The organism is Rhodococcus opacus (genome assembly GCF_012396235.1).
GTDB lineage: Bacteria > Actinomycetota > Actinomycetes > Mycobacteriales > Mycobacteriaceae > Rhodococcus_F > Rhodococcus_F opacus.
In genome coordinates, this window is record NZ_JAAXPA010000019.1 from 26,606 (window position 1) to 42,527 (window position 15,922).

A 15,922-nucleotide genomic window follows, 5' to 3' on the forward strand; every position below is an offset into this window, starting at 1 on the left:
GCGCCTTCGGGCACTCGGGATTCAGACACGAGGGTTCACGTTACCCAGCGTCCACAGAAAACCCGGCCACGGGCCCGATGACCACGATGGCGGGCGGCCGGATCTGTTCTTCCTTCACCCGGGCGGCGACGGTCTGGAGATCGGCGCGCACGGTGCGTTGCGTGCGCAGCGTGCCCTCCTGGATGACCGTGACCGGGGTGTCCACCGGACGTCCGCCCTCCATCAGGACCGTCGCGAACGCCTCGATGCGCTCGACGGCCATCAGCAGCACGATCGTGCCCTTCAACCGGGCCAGCGCCGACCAGTCGACGAGGGAATCCGGGTGGTCGGGGGCGACGTGACCGCTGACGACGACGAACTCGTGGGTGACGCCCCGGTGAGTGACCGGGATGCCGGCGGCCGACGGCACCGAGATGGCACTGGTGATTCCGGGGACGACCGTGACGGGCACGCCCGCCGCGGCGCACGCCTCGAGTTCCTCGTAGCCGCGCCCGAACACATACGGGTCGCCGCCCTTGAGCCGCACCACGAACTTGCCGGCCTTCGCGCCCTCGATGAGGGCGGCGTTGATCGCCTCCTGCGCCATCGCACGGCCGTAGGGAATCTTCGCGGCGTCGATGACCTCGACGTCGGAGCCCAGTTCGGCGAGCAGTTCCGGCGGGGCGAGGCGGTCGGCGACCACCACGTCGGCCCGGGCCAGCAGTCGCCGGCCGCGCACGGTGATGAGATCGGGGTCCCCCGGACCGCCGCCCACCAGTGCGACACCGGCCGCCGGTGACTCGGCGGTGTCTGCGACCACACCGGATTGCAGGCCCTCGACGAGGGCGGTGCGCACTGCGGCGGACCGGCGGTGGTCGCCGCCGGCCAGCACGCCGAAGCTCATCCCGTCGTAGCTCGCGCTCGCCGGAGTGACGGCGGTGCCGAAGCGGGCGTTGTCGGCGCGGACACAGAACACACGATTCCGCTCCGCCTCGGCGACGATCGCCGCGTTGGTGTCCGGTTCGTCCGTGCACGCGATGGCGTACCAGGCGTCGGCGAGGTCGCCGTCCCGGTATTCGCGAAGTTCCACTGTGATCTGTCCCGCCGTGGCCATCCCCTCGACCGCCGGCGTGACCGCGCGGCTGATCAGGTGCACCCGCGCCCCCGATGCGATCAGGAGCCCGAGCCTGCGCTGTGCCACTGTTCCGCCACCGACCACGACCACACGACGATCGGCCAAATTGAGTCCGACCAGGTAGTTGGTCTCGTCTCCGGTGGCAGCAGTCACGCGCTCTCCCCGTTTCTCCAGAAAATCCTGCACGTCTCGTCTCGAACCTACGAAACTTTACGGGCTGCCGCGACGACGACGCCATTCGCGGACCACTTGGTCATGATCAGGGGCCCTCCGCCCGCGCCGAGCACCGCCGCCGCTTCCGCGACGCTCGGCGATCCCGTCGCCGAGTGCACCCGGTCCGACGGGTTCGCCACCTCGACGGCGGCCAGTTCCCCCACGGCGAATCCGCGGACGGGGACACCCAACGCCGCTGCCGCATCGCGGACAGCCGGATCCGCGGCCTTGCGGTCGAGGGTGCACAGGCAGTCCAGTGTCGCGTCCGGACCCAGGTTCGTGGACGTCAGCACGTGCCGGACGGCGGCCAGGACGTCCGCGCTGCCCGCTGCCGCACGGAACCCGACGCCGACGCTGACGTCACCCATGCGCGGCGAAGGTCCGGGCTGCGGCCACGAAACGGGTGATCGCCTCCGGGTGACCCGCGGGGTGCGTGTGCAGGTACGAGGCGTGCACCCCGCCGCGCACGAAACCCTCACGCGCAGGGTCGCCGTCCCAGGGTCGCCAGCCCCAGGCCGGTGCGAAGCCGTCCGCCTCGGCCGCGGCGAGCGACGTGCGATGGAACTCGTGGCCGACCACCCGCTCACCTGCCGCGAAGAGTGTGGAGTCCGTGACCGCCACCGCCTCGCGGTACCCGAGCGTGAGACGGGACCCGAACGAGGCGTCGACCCCGACCACGGAGGCCATCGCGTGGCCGTCGAGGCTGCGGGCGAGGTAGAGCAGACCGGCGCACTCCGCATGGATCGGCGCCCCCGCTGTCGCGAGTGCGCGTATCTGTGTCAGGAGCGCGGAGTTCTCCGCGAGGGCGACGGCGTGCTCCTCGGGGAAACCACCGGGCAGCACCACGCCGCTCGTGCCGGGCGGCAACGCGTCGTGCAGGGGGTCGAACGTGATGACGTCGGCACCGGCGGCACCCAGGAGTTCGCGGTGTTCGGCGTACCCGAACGTGAACGCCCGGCCCCCGGCGATCGCCACGGTCGGGCGCGGACCGGGTGGAATCGGCCCGACCTCGGCGGCGGGGTCCCACACCGGCCCGTCGACCGCCGAGGCCGCGAGCGCGCGGATGGCGGGCAGGTCGAGGTGGCGGGCGGCCAATCGGGTCATCGCGTCGACGGCGTCGACCGCGTCGGCACCGTGCTCCGCCGCCGGGATCAGCCCGAGGTGCCGGGACGGGACCTCCAGTTCGGCCATCCGCGGCACGGCGCCGAGCACGGGAAGTCCGACGCGCTCGCATGCCTGCCGCAGTACCTGTTCGTGCCGCGGACTTCCCACCCGGTTGAGGATCACCCCGCCGATGCGGACCCCGGTGTCGTAGGTGGAGAAGCCGTGCAGGACCGCGGCCAGGCTCTGACTGTGCCCGCGGGCGTCGACCACGAGCACGACCGGGGCGCCGAGCAGTGCCGCCACCTGGGCCGTCGATCCCTCGGCCGACGGCTCCTGCGACGCGGCGTCGATCTTCCCGTCGAACAGGCCCATGACGCCCTCGACGACCGCGAGGTCGCATCCCGAACTGCCGTGCCGGTAGAGCGGGGCGATCCGCTGCGCGCCCACCATGACCGGGTCGAGATTGCGTCCCGGCCGTCCGGCCGCGAGCCCGTGGTATCCGGGGTCGATGTAGTCGGGGCCGACCTTGAACGGTGCCACCGCGCAGCCCGACTCACGCAGCGCTCCCACCAGACCGGTTGCGACGGTGGTCTTTCCGCTACCCGATGCGGGGGCTGCGATGACCACCGCGGGCGCCGCGGAGAGCGTGGTCACCACTCGATGCCCCGCTGGCCCTTCCGGCCGGCGTCCATCGGATGCTTGATCTTGGTCATCTCCGTCACCAGATCCGCCGCGTCGATCAGTGCCTGCGGGGCGTCGCGGCCCGTGATCACCACGTGCTGGTTGCCGGGGCGGTTCTGCAGGACCTCGACCACCTCGTCGACATCCACCCACCCCCACTTCAGGGGATACGTGAACTCGTCCAGCACGTAGAACCGGTGTTCCTCGGCTCCCAGCCGGCGGGCGATCTCGCGCCATCCCTCGGCGGCCGCGGCGGCGTGGTCTTCCTCGCTGCCGTGCTTGCGCGTCCACGACCAGCCTTCGCCCATCTTGTGCCACTGCACCGCCCCACCGACACCGGTGTCCTCGTGCAGCTTGCCGAGGGCGCGGAAGGCTGCTTCCTCCCCCACCTTCCACTTGGCGCTCTTCACGAACTGGAACACGCTGACATCGAATCCCTGATTCCAGGCACGCAGCGCCATACCGAACGCGGCCGTCGACTTCCCCTTGCCCGGTCCGGTGTGCACCGCGAGCACCGGAGCGTTGCGTCGTTGACGTGTGGTGAGGCCGTCGTTCGGAACGTTCTCGGGAACACCCTTGGGCATGTGTCTTCTCTCTCCCCTACCGAATCCGCGTCCGGATCACGCTGCGGCGCGGACGACGCCCGCGACCTGCTGCGCGGACAATTCACCGAGGCGGACGTAGCCGCCCCGCAGCCGGCGGGCCAGCTCCGCGGCCAGCCCGAGCCGGACCATGCCGGTCTCGCAGTCGACGACCACCGACGCGACCGAGCTGTCGGCGAGCAACCCCGCGGCCACCTTGGCCCGGTGCAGTGCGTCCTTGCCGCCCGTCGCCCGCCCGTCCGTCAGTGCGACGACGAGCGCGCGACGCTGCGGATCGCGGAGACGTTCCCGCAACACGACCTCACGCGCACGCAGAAATCCTTCTGCCAGTGGGGATTTGCCTCCAGTCTTCATTCCTCGGAGGCGGCGGACGGCGATGTCCACCGACGAGGTGGGCGGCAGGACCAGTTCCGCGGCTCGTCCTCGAACCGTGATCACCGCCACCTTGTCGCGGCGCTGGTAGGCGTCGCGCAGCAGTGAGACGACGGCACCGGTGACGGCCGACAATCGGTCCCGGGCCGCCATCGACCCGGACGCGTCCACGACGAACACCACGAGGTTGCCCTCGCGGCCCTCGCGAATCGCCCCGCGCAGATCGGCGGAGTCGAGGATCATCCGACCGGCGCTCCGGCCGCGGGCCACCTGCCGCTCGGCGGCGGCGAAGAGCGTGCCCACCAGGTGGAGTCCGTGCCCCTGTTCGGCGGTCGAGCGCACCGCGCGACCGCGGGAGGAGCGCGAACGGGAACGCCGGCCCGGCGCGCCCTCGCCGACTCCGGGTACCTCGAGGAGTTTGGTGGTGAACTGGGTGCCGGTCGGCCCGGCCCGGCGTTCGGGGGGTGCCGGAGCCCCGCCTCCGGGACCGTCTGGATCGTCGGGCCCCTCGGGGTCGGTGTCCCCGCCGTCCGGTCCGGGCGGGGTCCCGGGCGGAGGTCCCGGCTCCTGCTCCGGCGGTTCCTCGGCACCGGACCTGGCGTCCTCGTCGGCCTGACGGAGAGCGTCGTCGAGCTGCTGTTCATCGAGGCCGGGTTCGTCGAACGGATCCCGACGGCGGCGGTGCGGCAAGGTCAGCTCGGCGGCGACCCGCACGTCCTCCGCCGTGACGGCGCCGGCGCCACGCCATGCTGCGTGCGCGGTCGCGGTCCGGGCGAGGACGAGATCGGCGCGCATGCCGTCCACGTCGAACGACGCACAGAGAGAAGAGATTCGGCGCAACTCGACGTCGTCGAGCTCGACGGAGTCGAGCCGGTCGCGGGCCTCGAGGATGGCGGCGGCCAAGGCGGCGTCCTGCTCGGCGTAGCGCTCGGCGAACCGTGCGGGGTCACGCTCGAAGTCCAGTCGACGCCGGACCACCTCCATGCGCACGTCCACCTCCCGCGACGCGGCGACGTCGACGGCCAGCCCGAACCGGTCGAGGAGCTGCGGCCGGAGCTCGCCCTCCTCAGGATTCATCGTGCCGACCAGCACGAACCGCGCGGCGTGCGAGTGCGAGATGCCGTCACGCTCGATGTGGACGCGGCCCATCGCCGCCGCGTCGAGGAGCACGTCGACCAGATGGTCGTGCAGAAGATTGACCTCGTCGACATAGAGAACACCCTGATGGGCGGCCGACAGCAGTCCGGGTTGGAACGCGCGCTCACCGTCGCGCAGGACCTTCTCGAGGTCGAGGGAACCGACGACGCGGTCTTCCGTGGCTCCGACCGGCAGTTCGATCAGTCGCGCCGGGCGGGTCCCGTGCTCGTCGTGCACCGCCGGCAGCAGCGCGGTGAGAGCACGGACCACCGTCGATTTGGCCGTCCCCTTCTCACCGCGCACGAGGACGCCGCCGATACCGGGATGGACCGCGCAGAGGATGAGGGCCAGCCGCAACCGGTCCTGACCGACCACCGCGCTGAACGGGAATCCCCACGAAAAGTCGGGTCGAACCTGGTCCACTTCACGATCCGTACGCACGCTGCATCCCTTCACGTCCCGGTTTCCTCGCCGAGAGCTTTGGCCGGTACGAACGCCGCGGCAATCTGGCTGGGAGACCGGATCGGCAACCAGGGTGGTGGCAGCCGGTCAGAGATCCGTCACAGTGGCGGGACCGCGCCTGATTCGAACAGGACTTCCCCGCGGACATTCACCTGACGACCCTAGTCGGGGCCTACTGCCCGGCGTTCGACGGGGCCGCCTCCGCCACCTCGTACGCGACACCGCCGCCGACACCATGGGCGGCACCGCCGCCGACACCATGGGCGGCACCGCCGCCGCGCCGCATGGGGACGTGCGGGATGCCGTCCTCGACGAACTCCTCGCCGTCCGGCTTGAAACCGTGCTTGGCGTACATGTCCACCAGATACGTCTGCGCGTTGATGCGGCACGGCGCGTCGCCGACCTCGGCGAGCGCGGCGCGCAGCAGACGCGTCGTGTGTCCCTGACCGCGCGCCGGCCGCGACGTGCACAGCCGACCGATGCGGAACGACGTGGTGCCGTCGGCGTGCTCCTCGAGGAGCCGGAGGGTGCAGACCACCTGACCGTCCTGTTCCAGCCAGAAGTGGCGGGTCTCGACCAGCAGATCACGGCCGTCGAGTTCCGGGTACGGGCACGCCTGCTCGACGACGAAGACCTCTACGCGGAGCTTGAGCAACTCGTAGAGCGTCTTGTTGTCGAGATCGAGTGCCCACGAACGCTTGAGTGCTGCAGTTGCCGTCATGACAGGCAACTATCGCACAGCACCGGCAAGTGTGCGCGCCCGTGGACCCGGGCCGGGCGGTGCATCAGACCGCGACCGACGCGTCCTCCACCTTGCTGGTGTCGAGCTGGAGCACCTTCGACGTCCAGTCCCACACCTGCGAGAACAGTGCCGTGTCGTCGGAGAGCTTGATGCCCAGCGACGGAACCATTTCCTGGAGCTTCGGTTTCCACGACTCGTACTGGGTCGGGAAGCAGCGCTGCAGCACGTCGAGCATGGCGGGCACCGCGGTGGACGCACCCGGCGACGCGCCGAGCAGTCCGGCGATGCTGCCGTCGGCGGCGTTGACGACCGCGGTGCCGAACTCGAGGACACCGCCCTTGCCCTTGGCTCGACGGATGACCTGGACGCGCTGGCCCGCGGTGATCAGCTCCCAGTCCTTGCCGAGCGCCTTCGGGACGAACTCCCGCAGGGTCTCGATCCGGCCGGCCTCGGACATCGCGAGCTCACTGATCAGGTACTTGACGAGACCGAGTTCGCTGACGCCGACCCCGAGCATCGACAGCAGGTTGTTCGGCTTGACCGAACTGGGCAGATCGGTGACGCGGCCCTGCTTGAGGAACTTGGGCGACCAGCCGGCGTAGGGGCCGAACAGCAGTCCGGGCTTGTTGCCGATCACGCGAGTGTCGAGGTGCGGAACCGACATCGGCGGCGCGCCGACGGCGGCCTTGCCGTAGACCTTGGCGCGGTGCTGGTCGATGAGCTCCGGGTTGGTGCAGCGCAGGAACGCGCCGCTCACGGGGAACCCGCCGAAGCCCTTGGCCTCCTCGATGCCGGACTTCTGCAGCAGGTGCAGCGCACCGCCACCGGCGCCGACGAACACGAACTTGGCGCGCACGACCTTCTTCACACCGTTGCGGCGGTTGGTGACCTTGACCACCCAGGTGCCGTCGGACTGCTTGGTGAGGTCGGTGACCTCGTGCCCGAAGTGGACGACGCCGCCGGACGCGCCGACGTAACCGAGAAGCTGCTTTGTCAGGGCGCCGAAGTCGACGTCGGTGCCGTCCTGGGTCCAGTTGAGAGCGACGGGATCGCTGAAGTCGCGGCCCTTCGCCATCAACGGCAGGCGACGGGTGAACTCGTCGGGGGCGTCGATGTACTCCATACCCGCGAACAGGGGGTGACCGGCGAGGGCGTCGTAGCGGGCCCGCAGGTACTTCGCGTTGGCTTCGCCGTGCACGAAGCTCACGTGCGGGATGGGGTTGATGAACTCCTTGGGCTGCGTCAGCACACCGCTCTCGACGCCGTGCGCCCAGAACTGCCGCGACACCTGGAACTGCTCGTTCACGTTGACGGCCTTCGTGATGTCCACGGTGCCGTCGGCGTTCTGCGGGGTGTAATTGAGCTCACACAGCGCGGAGTGGCCGGTGCCCGCGTTGTTCCACGGGTCGCTGCTCTCGGCGGCTACTGCGTCGAGCCGCTCGAATGTGGTGATCGACCAATCGGGCTGCACCTGACGCAGGATCGCCCCCAGCGTCGCGCTCATGATGCCCGCGCCCACCAGCACTACATCCGTTTTCGTCTCTACCGCATTCTGATCTGACACTGGAGTATCGACTTCCTTGTCCATAGCCGTACGCGCATACGCCTGCCGTGTTCGCCGGATAGGTTACCCGCGCGTATGAGCGAGAATCACCTGCCCCAATTGTGCGCCTCCCCGCGCCCCCGAATCGCACATTAGATTGTGATCTGTGACTACATGGGCTCCCGACGTTCTCGGCGACGGTTATCAACAGCTGACCATCCCTCTCGGCACCGACCCCGACGGCGAGGGCGAGGTGAAGGCGACGCTGATCCGCTACCAGCCCGCGCAGGAGACGAGGAAGACCGGCCGCGCCGTGCTCTACGTCCACGGATTCACCGACTACTTCTTCCAGAAGCACCTGGCCGAGCACTTCGCCGAACAGGGTTACGCGTTCTTCGCACTCGATCTGCGCAAGTGCGGGCGCTCGCTCGAACCCGGCCAGACGCCGCACTTCGTCTCCGATCTGACACTCTACGACGCCGAACTGAACGAGGCGTTGCGCCAGGTCCGGGAACAGACCGGTGACGGCGAAGTCCTGCTGGTCGCGCATTCGACGGGCGGTCTGGTTCTGCCGCTGTGGCTGCACCGCCTGCAGCGCAAGCCGGGCGGCACCGCCGCACTCGGCATCAGCGGGGTCATCCTCAATAGCCCGTGGTTCGACCTGCAGGGTCCGTCATACCTGCGGAACGTGGGAACGGTGGCCGTCGATGCGCTCGGGCGCGTCAAACGTAAGTCGATCATCCCGAAGACCGGGCTCGACACATACGGCGTGAGCCTGCACGTGGAGGGCAACGGCATCTGGAACTACAACCTCGACTGGAAGCCGCTGAGCGGTTTCCCGGTCACGTTCGGGTGGCTGCGCGCAGTACGCCGCGGCCATGCCCAACTGCACCGGGGTCTCGACATCGGGGTTCCCGCCCTGATCCTCCGATCCAAGGCGTCGTATTTCGCGCCGCGGTACGACCCCAGGGTCGACACGGCCGACGCCGTCCTCGACGTCCGGCAGATCGCCCGCTGGGCGGGGTGCCTCGGCGACCGCACCACGATCGTGCCCATCGCGGGCGCCCGGCACGACGTGTTCCTGTCCGCCGACCAGCCCCGGGCGGAGGCGTTCGCCGAAGTGGACCTCTGGCTCGACTGGCTGCACGGCCACAACGCCGCGGAGGCCAACCGATGACACATTTCGATCTGGCGATCATCGGTTCGGGGTCCGGCAACTCGCTGCCCGACGATCGGTTCGCGGACAAGACGGTCGCGATCCTGGAGGAGGGCACGTTCGGCGGGACGTGCCTGAACGTGGGTTGCATCCCGACGAAGATGTTCGTCTACGCCGCGGAGGTGGCCCGCACGGTCGGCAATTCCGCGAAGTACGGCGTCGACGCGGAGCTCGAGGGGGTGCGCTGGCCGGACATCGTCAAACGGGTCTTCGGCCGCATCGACCCGATCTCGGCCGGCGGGGAGCGCTACCGCGCCGAGGACAGCCCGAACACCACGCTGTTCCGCGGGCACGCGACGTTCGTGGGCCCACGAACCCTCGACACCGGAACCGGGGAGGTCGTCACCGCCGATCAGGTGGTGATCGCGGCCGGATCCCGCCCGATCATCCCCGACGTGGTCCGGGAATCCGGCGTGCGGTACTACACGAACGACGACATCATGCGGTTGCCGGAGCTGCCCGAGCGCATGGTGATCATCGGTGCGGGATACATCGCCGCCGAGTTCGCACACGTGTTCTCCGCGCTGGGCACCCGGGTGTCGCTGATCGCGCGTAGCTCTCACCTGCTGCGGCACCTCGACGAGGACGTCTCCCGCCGGTTCACGGATCTCGCCCAGAAGAAATGGGACGTGCACCGCGGCAGCGCCGTCGCAGCCGTGCGCAGCGACGGTGACGGCGTCGCGGTCGAACTCGAGGACGGCACCGTCGTCTCGGGTGACGTTCTCCTGGTGGCGACCGGGCGGCAGTCGAACGGGGACGCCATCGGGGCCGCCGCCGGTGGCATCGACCTCGACGACGAGGGACGCGTCGTGGTCGACGATTACCAACGGACCAGTGCCGAAGGCGTGTTCGCGCTCGGTGACGTCTCCTCGCCGTACCAGCTCAAGCACGTCGCCAATCACGAGGCGCGAGTCGTTCAGCACAATCTCCTGCAGGACGCGTGGAAGGACACGTCGGGTCTGCGCGCCGCGGACCACCGGTTCGTTCCCGCCGCCGTGTTCACCGACCCGCAGATCGCGCACGTCGGGCTGACCGAGGCCGAGGCCAGGGAGGCGGGCCGGGACATCACGGTGAAGGTGCAGGCGTACGGCGACGTCGCCTACGGGTGGGCGATGGAGGACGACGAGGGCCTGTGCAAGGTGATCGCCGAACGCGGCACCGGGCGGCTGCTCGGTGCGCACGTGATCGGCGCCCAGGCGTCCACGGTGATCCAGCCGCTGATCCAGGCAATGAGCTTCGGGCTGACGGCGCAGCAGATGGCGCGGGGGCAGTACTGGATCCACCCGGCGCTGCCCGAGGTCGTCGAGAACGCTCTCCTCGGCCTCGACCTACCGGCCGAGTGACGGTCGCCAAGTCCGTCGCGCTGTTCGCAGTCGCGGCGCTGTTCGAGATCGGCGGCGCCTGGCTGGTGTGGCAGGGCGTCCGCGAGCACCGGGGCCGGATCTGGATCGGCGCCGGTGTCGCGGCGCTCGGGGCATACGGGTTCGTCGCGACGATGCAGCCGGACGCCCACTTCGGCCGCATCCTCGCCGCGTACGGCGGGGTGTTCGTCGCGGGCTCGCTGATCTGGGGCATGGTGGCCGACGGTTTCCGCCCGGACCGCTGGGACGTCTCGGGCGCCCTGATCTGCCTGCTGGGCATGGCCGTCATCATGTACGCCCCACGCTGAGCACGGTCGTGCTCGGCGTGGGGCCGGGATCTACCAGGGGCTGGTGCGGAGAACGATCTCGGTGGCCAGCTCGGCCGCCGCGGCCGCCGGGACGTTGGTGACGTCGTCGAGTTGAACGACGCGGAAGTCGGAGTAGACGAAGCGTCCGCTCGCGTCCGCCTCGGCACGCCGGTCGGGGCTGCCGATCATCACTGTCGTGGGGAGTTCGACGGGCGGGCAGTCGGATCCGCGAACCGCACCGGCGCCGTCGGGTGCGGCCGGATGCCCCCGGTCGGCGACCACGAGGCTGGCGAAGCGTCCGAACTGGCGAGCCGCCAGCGACCACGCCAGTTCGGCTCCTTCCCGGCTGCCGACGAGGTTGACCCACCCGACCTTCAGTTCGTCGAGCAGCGCCATGATCGTCGTCTCGTCGAGACCGGTGATGTCCTCGGGCACGATCGTGCGCAGATCGGAATTGTGCAGGCGCTCGCAGACGCCGTCGTAGACATCCGGTCCGTCGCCGGCCCCCGGTAGCAGGAGAACGGTGTGTTTGCTCTCCGGTCCGTCGATGCGGACCGTGCAGGTTCCATTTCCCACCGCCACGTGCGTCAGTTCCATGGGCTAAAAACTACGCGATCGGCGACGTCTTGCGCTCGGACCTCCCTGGTTCTATGGTTCATTACATGAGTAATGAACCGATCAACCGGCGGGTCGGGCGTCGATGATCGACAACGGCAGACCGCTGTTCCAGCAGATCGCAGAGCTCATCGAGAACTCGATCATCGACGGAACCCTTCCCGAGGAAGGCCAGGTGCCGTCGACCAACGAGCTCGCCGCCTTTCACCGGATCAACCCGGCGACCGCAGCCAAGGGACTGAATCAGCTCGTCGCCGACGGGATCCTCTACAAGAAGAGGGGAATCGGAATGTTCGTCACCTCCGGCGCCCGGAACGCGCTGCGCTTCCGGCGACGCGAGCGGTTCGCGCGCCAGTTCATCGATCCGCTCGTCACCGAGGCGGACAAACTCGGCGTCAGCATCGCCGAACTCAAGACCATGCTCGACCAACGGGAGGGAGCACGATGATCGGCACAGCGTTCGACACGAAGACGGTCGCCTCGGCGCGGGGCCTCGGCAAGAGATTCGGCGACTTCGTCGCACTCGACGGGATCGACTTCTCCCTGCAGGAGAACAAGATCTACGGCCTCCTCGGCCGAAACGGGGCCGGCAAGACCACGCTCATGCAGATCCTCACCGGGCAGGAGTTCCAGACTTCGGGTGTGGTCGAGATCTTCGGTCAGGCCCCGCACGAGAATTCCCGGGTACTCACCGACGTCTGCTTCGTCAAGGAGAGCCAGAAGTACCCGGACGACTTCAGGGTCGGGCACGTCCTCGCGACCGCACGGCACCTACTCCCCCACTGGAACGAGGAACTCGCACAGACACTGCTGGAGGATTTCGATCTTCCGTTGTGCCGCAAGGTGAAGAAGTTGTCGCGGGGCATGACGTCCGCGCTCGGTGTGACGGTCGGTCTGGCCTCCCGCGCACCGCTCACCCTGTTCGACGAGCCGTATCTCGGCCTCGACGCGGTGGCACGGCACCTCTTCTACGACCGGCTTCTCGCCGACTACGCCGAACACCCGCGCACGGTCGTGCTCTCCACACACCTCATCGACGAGGTCAGCGACCTGATCGAACACGTGATCCTGATCGACAAGGGACGGATCGTCCTCGACGAGGACACCGACGCGCTTCGGGAAGGCGCCGTCGTCGTCTCCGGCCTGGCCTCGCTCGTCGCCGACTTCACCTCGAACAAGACTGTCCTGCACCGTGAATCGCTGGGGAATCACGAACGGGCGACCGTGCAGGCCAGCCTGTCGGACTCCGAACGGGACCGGGCGGTGGACGACGGCCTGCATTTCGAGCCGCTCAGCCTTCAACAACTCGTGGTCCGCAGCACCACGGCCACCAAGGAGGAGGCACGATGACAACCCGGGTCCTGACCGTCTCCCGCATCCACACCGTCGCCTGGCCCCTGCTCGTCGCGTGGCCACTGGGCGTGCTGGTCGCGTCGTTCACGATCGCGGCGGCCATCTTCGCGATGGTCGGCGACACCGGCAGCGATACCAACTTCACCGGCGGCGTCTTCTCCCTGTTCGGGATCGCCCTCGCGTTCTACCTGCAGGCCATGACACAGACGTTCCCGTTCGCACTGGGGATGAGCGTCACCCGGCGCGACTATTTCGCGGCCACCCTGATCGTCGCCGCCGTCCAGGTTCTCGTGTTCGGGGTGATGCTCTACGGACTGTCGCTGATCGAGGAGGCCACCGGCGGCTGGGGTGTGGGGATGCGGATGTTCGCGATACCCAACTATTTCACGTCCGACCCGGCGATTCAGCTGGGCGCCGACTTCGCCTTCCTGTCGCTGACCGCGGCGGCGGGGATGTTCCTGGGCGCACTGCATCACCGGTGGCGGGTGGTGGGGCTCTTCACGCTCGGCGTCGGCACTCTCCTCGCCGCGGGCGCCGCCGCGTTCGTGATCACGTGGCAGCAGTGGTGGCCGGACATCGGCCACTGGTTTGCGGACGTGCCCCGGTCGGTGCCGCTGGTGTGGCTTCCGGCACTGGCCGCGGCGGCAGGGATAGTCGCGGCGTGGGCGCTCGTCCGCCGCGCGACGGCCTAGCGCACCAGGGTCGACGCGATGGCCGGGAGACCTTCCGGGGCGCCCGCGCCGAGGAGGTCCGCGAGGGCGCGGAGATCGAGATTCTGCTCCACCAGGTCCGCCAGCAGATCGAGTTGAGCCGCCCGGATCGCGGCGACATCCGTGTCCGGCGCGGTGACGAAACCGGTTCTCCCCGCGTGTTCGGCCACGTCGTCCAGCAGAAGCCGGCGGAAGCGGTCGGTCTCGAGCAGTCCGTGCCAGTGCGTGCCGTAGACGGCGCCGCGGATACTGCCTTCCGCGGCGCCGCTGCCCGCGTGGAGCAGCGGCTGGTCGCCGTTGCGCCGCACGCGGCCGTGATGAATCTCATACCCGGACACCGGAACTCCGTGGGCGTCCCCGCGCACCTGCGCGAGCACCTTGTCCGGGGCGAACTCGACCTCGAGGTCGAGCAGTCCGAGGCCCGGCACCGCGCCCCGGCCGGATTCGACGTCGTCGACGATCACGGAACCGAGCATCTGGTAACCGCCACACACGCCGAGCACCGGACCGCCGCGTTTCGCGTGCACGGCGATCGCATCCGCGATGCCGTTGCGGCGCAACCACTCCAGATCCGACACGGTCGACTTGCTTCCGGGCAGGACGATCAGGTCGGCGTCCTCGAGCCGCGACGGGTCGGTGACCCAGCGCACCGACACCCCGGGTTCGCACGCGAGCGCCTCGACGTCCGTCGAATTGGAGATGCGGGGCAGGCGGATCGCGGCCACCCGCAGCCAGTCGTCGCCGATCGGTGGTGCCGGACGTCCGACCGGGGCGTCCCCCACCACACCGAGCGAATCCTCCGCGTCGAGCCACAGGTCCTCGGCGAAGGGAATCACCCCGAGCGTCGGACGTCCCGTCATGGCCGTCAACTGCTCGAGGCCCGGCCCCAGCAACGACACGTCGCCGCGGAACTTGTTGATCACGAATCCCGCGATCAACGCCTGGTCTTCCGGTGCGAGTACGGCCACGGTGCCGAACAGGTGGGCGAGCACTCCACCGCGGTCGATGTCGCCGACGACGACCACCGGCAGGTCGGCGGCCCGGGCTAGCCCCATGTTCGCGAGGTCCGTCGCTCGCAGGTTGATCTCGGCGGGTGAGCCCGCTCCCTCGCAGATCACCACGTCGTACTCGGCGCGCAGCGACGCCAGTTCCTCGGCCACCACCGCGCGCAGGTGCTGCCGGTGCTCGATGTAGTCGCGGGCTCCGACGGACGTCACCGCGCGGCCGCGCACCACCAGTTGCGACGTGCGGTCGCTACCCGGTTTCAGCAGCACGGGGTTGAAGCGGACGCTCGGCTCCAGTCCGCAGGCCGCGGCCTGCAGGGCCTGCGCCCGGCCGATCTCGCCGCCGTCCAGCGTGACGACGGAGTTGTTCGACATGTTCTGCGCCTTGAACGGCGCCACTCGGACACCTCGCCGCGCGAGCATCCGGCACAGTCCCGCGACGAGCACACTCTTGCCCGCGTCGGACGTGGTGCCGGCGACGAGCAGGGCGCCCTTCCACCGGCCCTCGCTCAAGGCAGGGTGAGGATCTCGTTGCCGGTCTCGGTGACCACGATGGTGTGCTCGAACTGAGCCGTCCACTTGCGATCCTTGGTGACGACGGTCCAGTCGTCGTCCCAGATCTCCCAGCCGATGTCGCCGAGGTTGATCATCGGTTCGATCGTGAACACCATGCCGGGTTCGATGACCGTGTCCACGGAGGGCTCGTCGTAGTGGAGGATGACGAGTCCGTTGTGGAAGGTGGTGCCGATGCCGTGCCCGGTGAAGTCGCGGACCACGCCGTAGCCGAAGCGGTGCGCGTACGACTCGATGACGCGGCCGATGACGTTGAGCGCGCGGCCCGGCTTGACGGCCTTGATGGCGCGCATCGTCGCCTCGTGGGTCCGCTCCACCAGCAACCGGTTCTCCTCGGCAACGTCCCCGGCGAGGAACGTGGCGTTGGTGTCTCCGTGCACGCCGCCGATGTAGGCGGTGACGTCGATGTTGACGATGTCGCCGTCCTGGATCACCGTCGAGTCGGGGATGCCGTGGCAGATCACCTCGTTCAGCGACGTGCAGCACGACTTGGGGAAACTCTTGTAGCCGAGCGTCGACGGATAGGCGCCGTGATCGATCATGTACTCGTGCGCGATGCGGTCGAGCTCGTCGGTGGTGACACCCGGCGCCACCGCCTTACCGGCCTCCTGCAGGGCCTGGGCGGCGATCTTGCTCGCCACCCGCATGGCCTCGATGGTCTCCGGGGTCTGAACCCACGGCTCGTTGCCTTCCTTCGCCGTGGGCTTCCACGCGTACTCGGGACGCTCGATCCCCGCCGGTACGGCGAGGACGGGAGACACGGTTCCGGGGCTCAGTGCTGTGCGGACAGACATGGGTACCAGGTTAGCCCC

16 protein-coding genes are annotated in these 15,922 nt (G+C 69.1%); 6 read left to right on the forward strand and 10 right to left on the reverse strand.

What is annotated here, in order from left to right:
- Nucleotides 1-40: 40 nt before the first annotated feature.
- From cobA to mqo, 7 genes are all read right to left on the reverse strand, one after another.
- Nucleotides 41-1,267, reverse strand: a complete 1,227-nt coding sequence (gene cobA, locus HGB39_RS23720) for a uroporphyrinogen-III C-methyltransferase (protein WP_064081008.1) — start codon at nt 1,265-1,267, stop codon at nt 41-43.
- A gap of 47 nt (nt 1,268-1,314) precedes the next feature.
- Complete coding sequence (locus HGB39_RS23725; RefSeq protein WP_005259267.1) at nt 1,315-1,695, reverse strand: cobalamin biosynthesis protein; 381 nt, start codon at nt 1,693-1,695, stop codon at nt 1,315-1,317.
- Nucleotides 1,688-3,088: a cobyrinic acid a,c-diamide synthase CobB gene (locus HGB39_RS23730; protein ID WP_168442946.1), complete on the reverse strand. Its 1,401-nt coding sequence runs from the start codon at nt 3,086-3,088 to the stop codon at nt 1,688-1,690. Before HGB39_RS23730 ends, HGB39_RS23725 begins: the two co-directional genes overlap by 8 nt.
- Complete coding sequence (gene cobO / locus HGB39_RS23735) at nt 3,082-3,696, reverse strand: cob(I)yrinic acid a,c-diamide adenosyltransferase (protein ID WP_064081033.1); 615 nt, start codon at nt 3,694-3,696, stop codon at nt 3,082-3,084. The genes HGB39_RS23730 and cobO overlap by 7 nt, the downstream gene beginning before the upstream one ends.
- A 36-nt stretch (nt 3,697-3,732) precedes the next feature.
- On the reverse strand, nt 3,733-5,646 hold the full coding sequence (locus tag HGB39_RS23740) for a VWA domain-containing protein (protein WP_064081034.1): 1,914 nt from the start codon (nt 5,644-5,646) through the stop codon (nt 3,733-3,735).
- Nucleotides 5,647-5,857: 211 nt separating this feature from the next.
- Entirely contained in the window at nt 5,858-6,406 is a 549-nt protein-coding gene (locus HGB39_RS23745) for a GNAT family N-acetyltransferase (protein ID WP_005565587.1), read from the reverse strand.
- Nucleotides 6,407-6,470: 64 nt separating this feature from the next.
- Nucleotides 6,471-8,015 carry a malate dehydrogenase (quinone) gene (gene mqo, locus HGB39_RS23750; RefSeq protein ID WP_037204597.1) on the reverse strand — a complete coding sequence of 515 codons (1,545 nt, stop codon included), beginning with the start codon at nt 8,013-8,015 and terminating at the stop codon, nt 6,471-6,473.
- A gap of 121 nt (nt 8,016-8,136) precedes the next feature.
- On the opposite strand from mqo, the gene HGB39_RS23755 reads away from it, so the two are divergent.
- From HGB39_RS23755 to HGB39_RS23765, 3 genes are read left to right on the forward strand one after another with little or no spacing between them, the layout of a single operon-like run.
- A complete protein-coding gene (locus HGB39_RS23755) occupies nt 8,137-9,147 on the forward strand; it encodes an alpha/beta hydrolase (RefSeq protein ID WP_005259280.1) in 1,011 nt (336 codons plus the stop codon).
- Nucleotides 9,144-10,529 carry a mycothione reductase gene (mtr, locus tag HGB39_RS23760; RefSeq protein WP_005565589.1) on the forward strand — a complete coding sequence of 462 codons (1,386 nt, stop codon included), beginning with the start codon at nt 9,144-9,146 and terminating at the stop codon, nt 10,527-10,529. Before HGB39_RS23755 ends, mtr begins: the two co-directional genes overlap by 4 nt.
- Nucleotides 10,526-10,855 carry a YnfA family protein gene (locus HGB39_RS23765; RefSeq protein ID WP_005565591.1) on the forward strand — a complete coding sequence of 110 codons (330 nt, stop codon included), beginning with the start codon at nt 10,526-10,528 and terminating at the stop codon, nt 10,853-10,855. Before mtr ends, HGB39_RS23765 begins: the two co-directional genes overlap by 4 nt.
- Nucleotides 10,856-10,885: 30 nt before the next feature.
- Here HGB39_RS23765 and HGB39_RS23770 read toward each other — a convergent pair whose 3' ends face one another.
- A complete protein-coding gene (locus HGB39_RS23770) occupies nt 10,886-11,452 on the reverse strand; it encodes an alpha/beta fold hydrolase (RefSeq protein ID WP_005259286.1) in 567 nt (188 codons plus the stop codon).
- A 103-nt stretch (nt 11,453-11,555) separates the two neighbouring features.
- Here HGB39_RS23770 and HGB39_RS23775 point away from each other — a divergent pair, with 103 nt between their 5' ends.
- The 3 genes from HGB39_RS23775 to HGB39_RS23785 are packed head-to-tail and all read left to right on the forward strand — an operon-like array spanning nt 11,556 to nt 13,515.
- The gene (locus HGB39_RS23775; RefSeq protein WP_005259287.1) at nt 11,556-11,918 is read left to right on the forward strand and encodes a GntR family transcriptional regulator; all 363 of its coding nucleotides are present in this window, start codon (nt 11,556-11,558) and stop codon (nt 11,916-11,918) included.
- Nucleotides 11,915-12,820: an ABC transporter ATP-binding protein gene (locus HGB39_RS23780; RefSeq protein ID WP_005565593.1), complete on the forward strand. Its 906-nt coding sequence runs from the start codon at nt 11,915-11,917 to the stop codon at nt 12,818-12,820. The genes HGB39_RS23775 and HGB39_RS23780 overlap by 4 nt, the downstream gene beginning before the upstream one ends.
- Nucleotides 12,817-13,515: a hypothetical protein gene (locus HGB39_RS23785; protein ID WP_005565594.1), complete on the forward strand. Its 699-nt coding sequence runs from the start codon at nt 12,817-12,819 to the stop codon at nt 13,513-13,515. The genes HGB39_RS23780 and HGB39_RS23785 overlap by 4 nt, the downstream gene beginning before the upstream one ends.
- Here the strand turns inward: HGB39_RS23785 and HGB39_RS23790 are convergent.
- Together HGB39_RS23790 and map are read right to left on the reverse strand one after the other, a co-directional pair.
- Complete coding sequence (locus tag HGB39_RS23790; RefSeq protein WP_064080780.1) at nt 13,512-15,050, reverse strand: cobyric acid synthase; 1,539 nt, start codon at nt 15,048-15,050, stop codon at nt 13,512-13,514. The two genes, HGB39_RS23785 and HGB39_RS23790, sit on opposite strands and share 4 nt — an antisense overlap.
- Complete coding sequence (gene map / locus HGB39_RS23795) at nt 15,047-15,904, reverse strand: type I methionyl aminopeptidase (protein WP_005259297.1); 858 nt, start codon at nt 15,902-15,904, stop codon at nt 15,047-15,049. The genes HGB39_RS23790 and map overlap by 4 nt, the downstream gene beginning before the upstream one ends.
- Between the last annotated feature and the right edge of the window lie 18 nt (nt 15,905-15,922).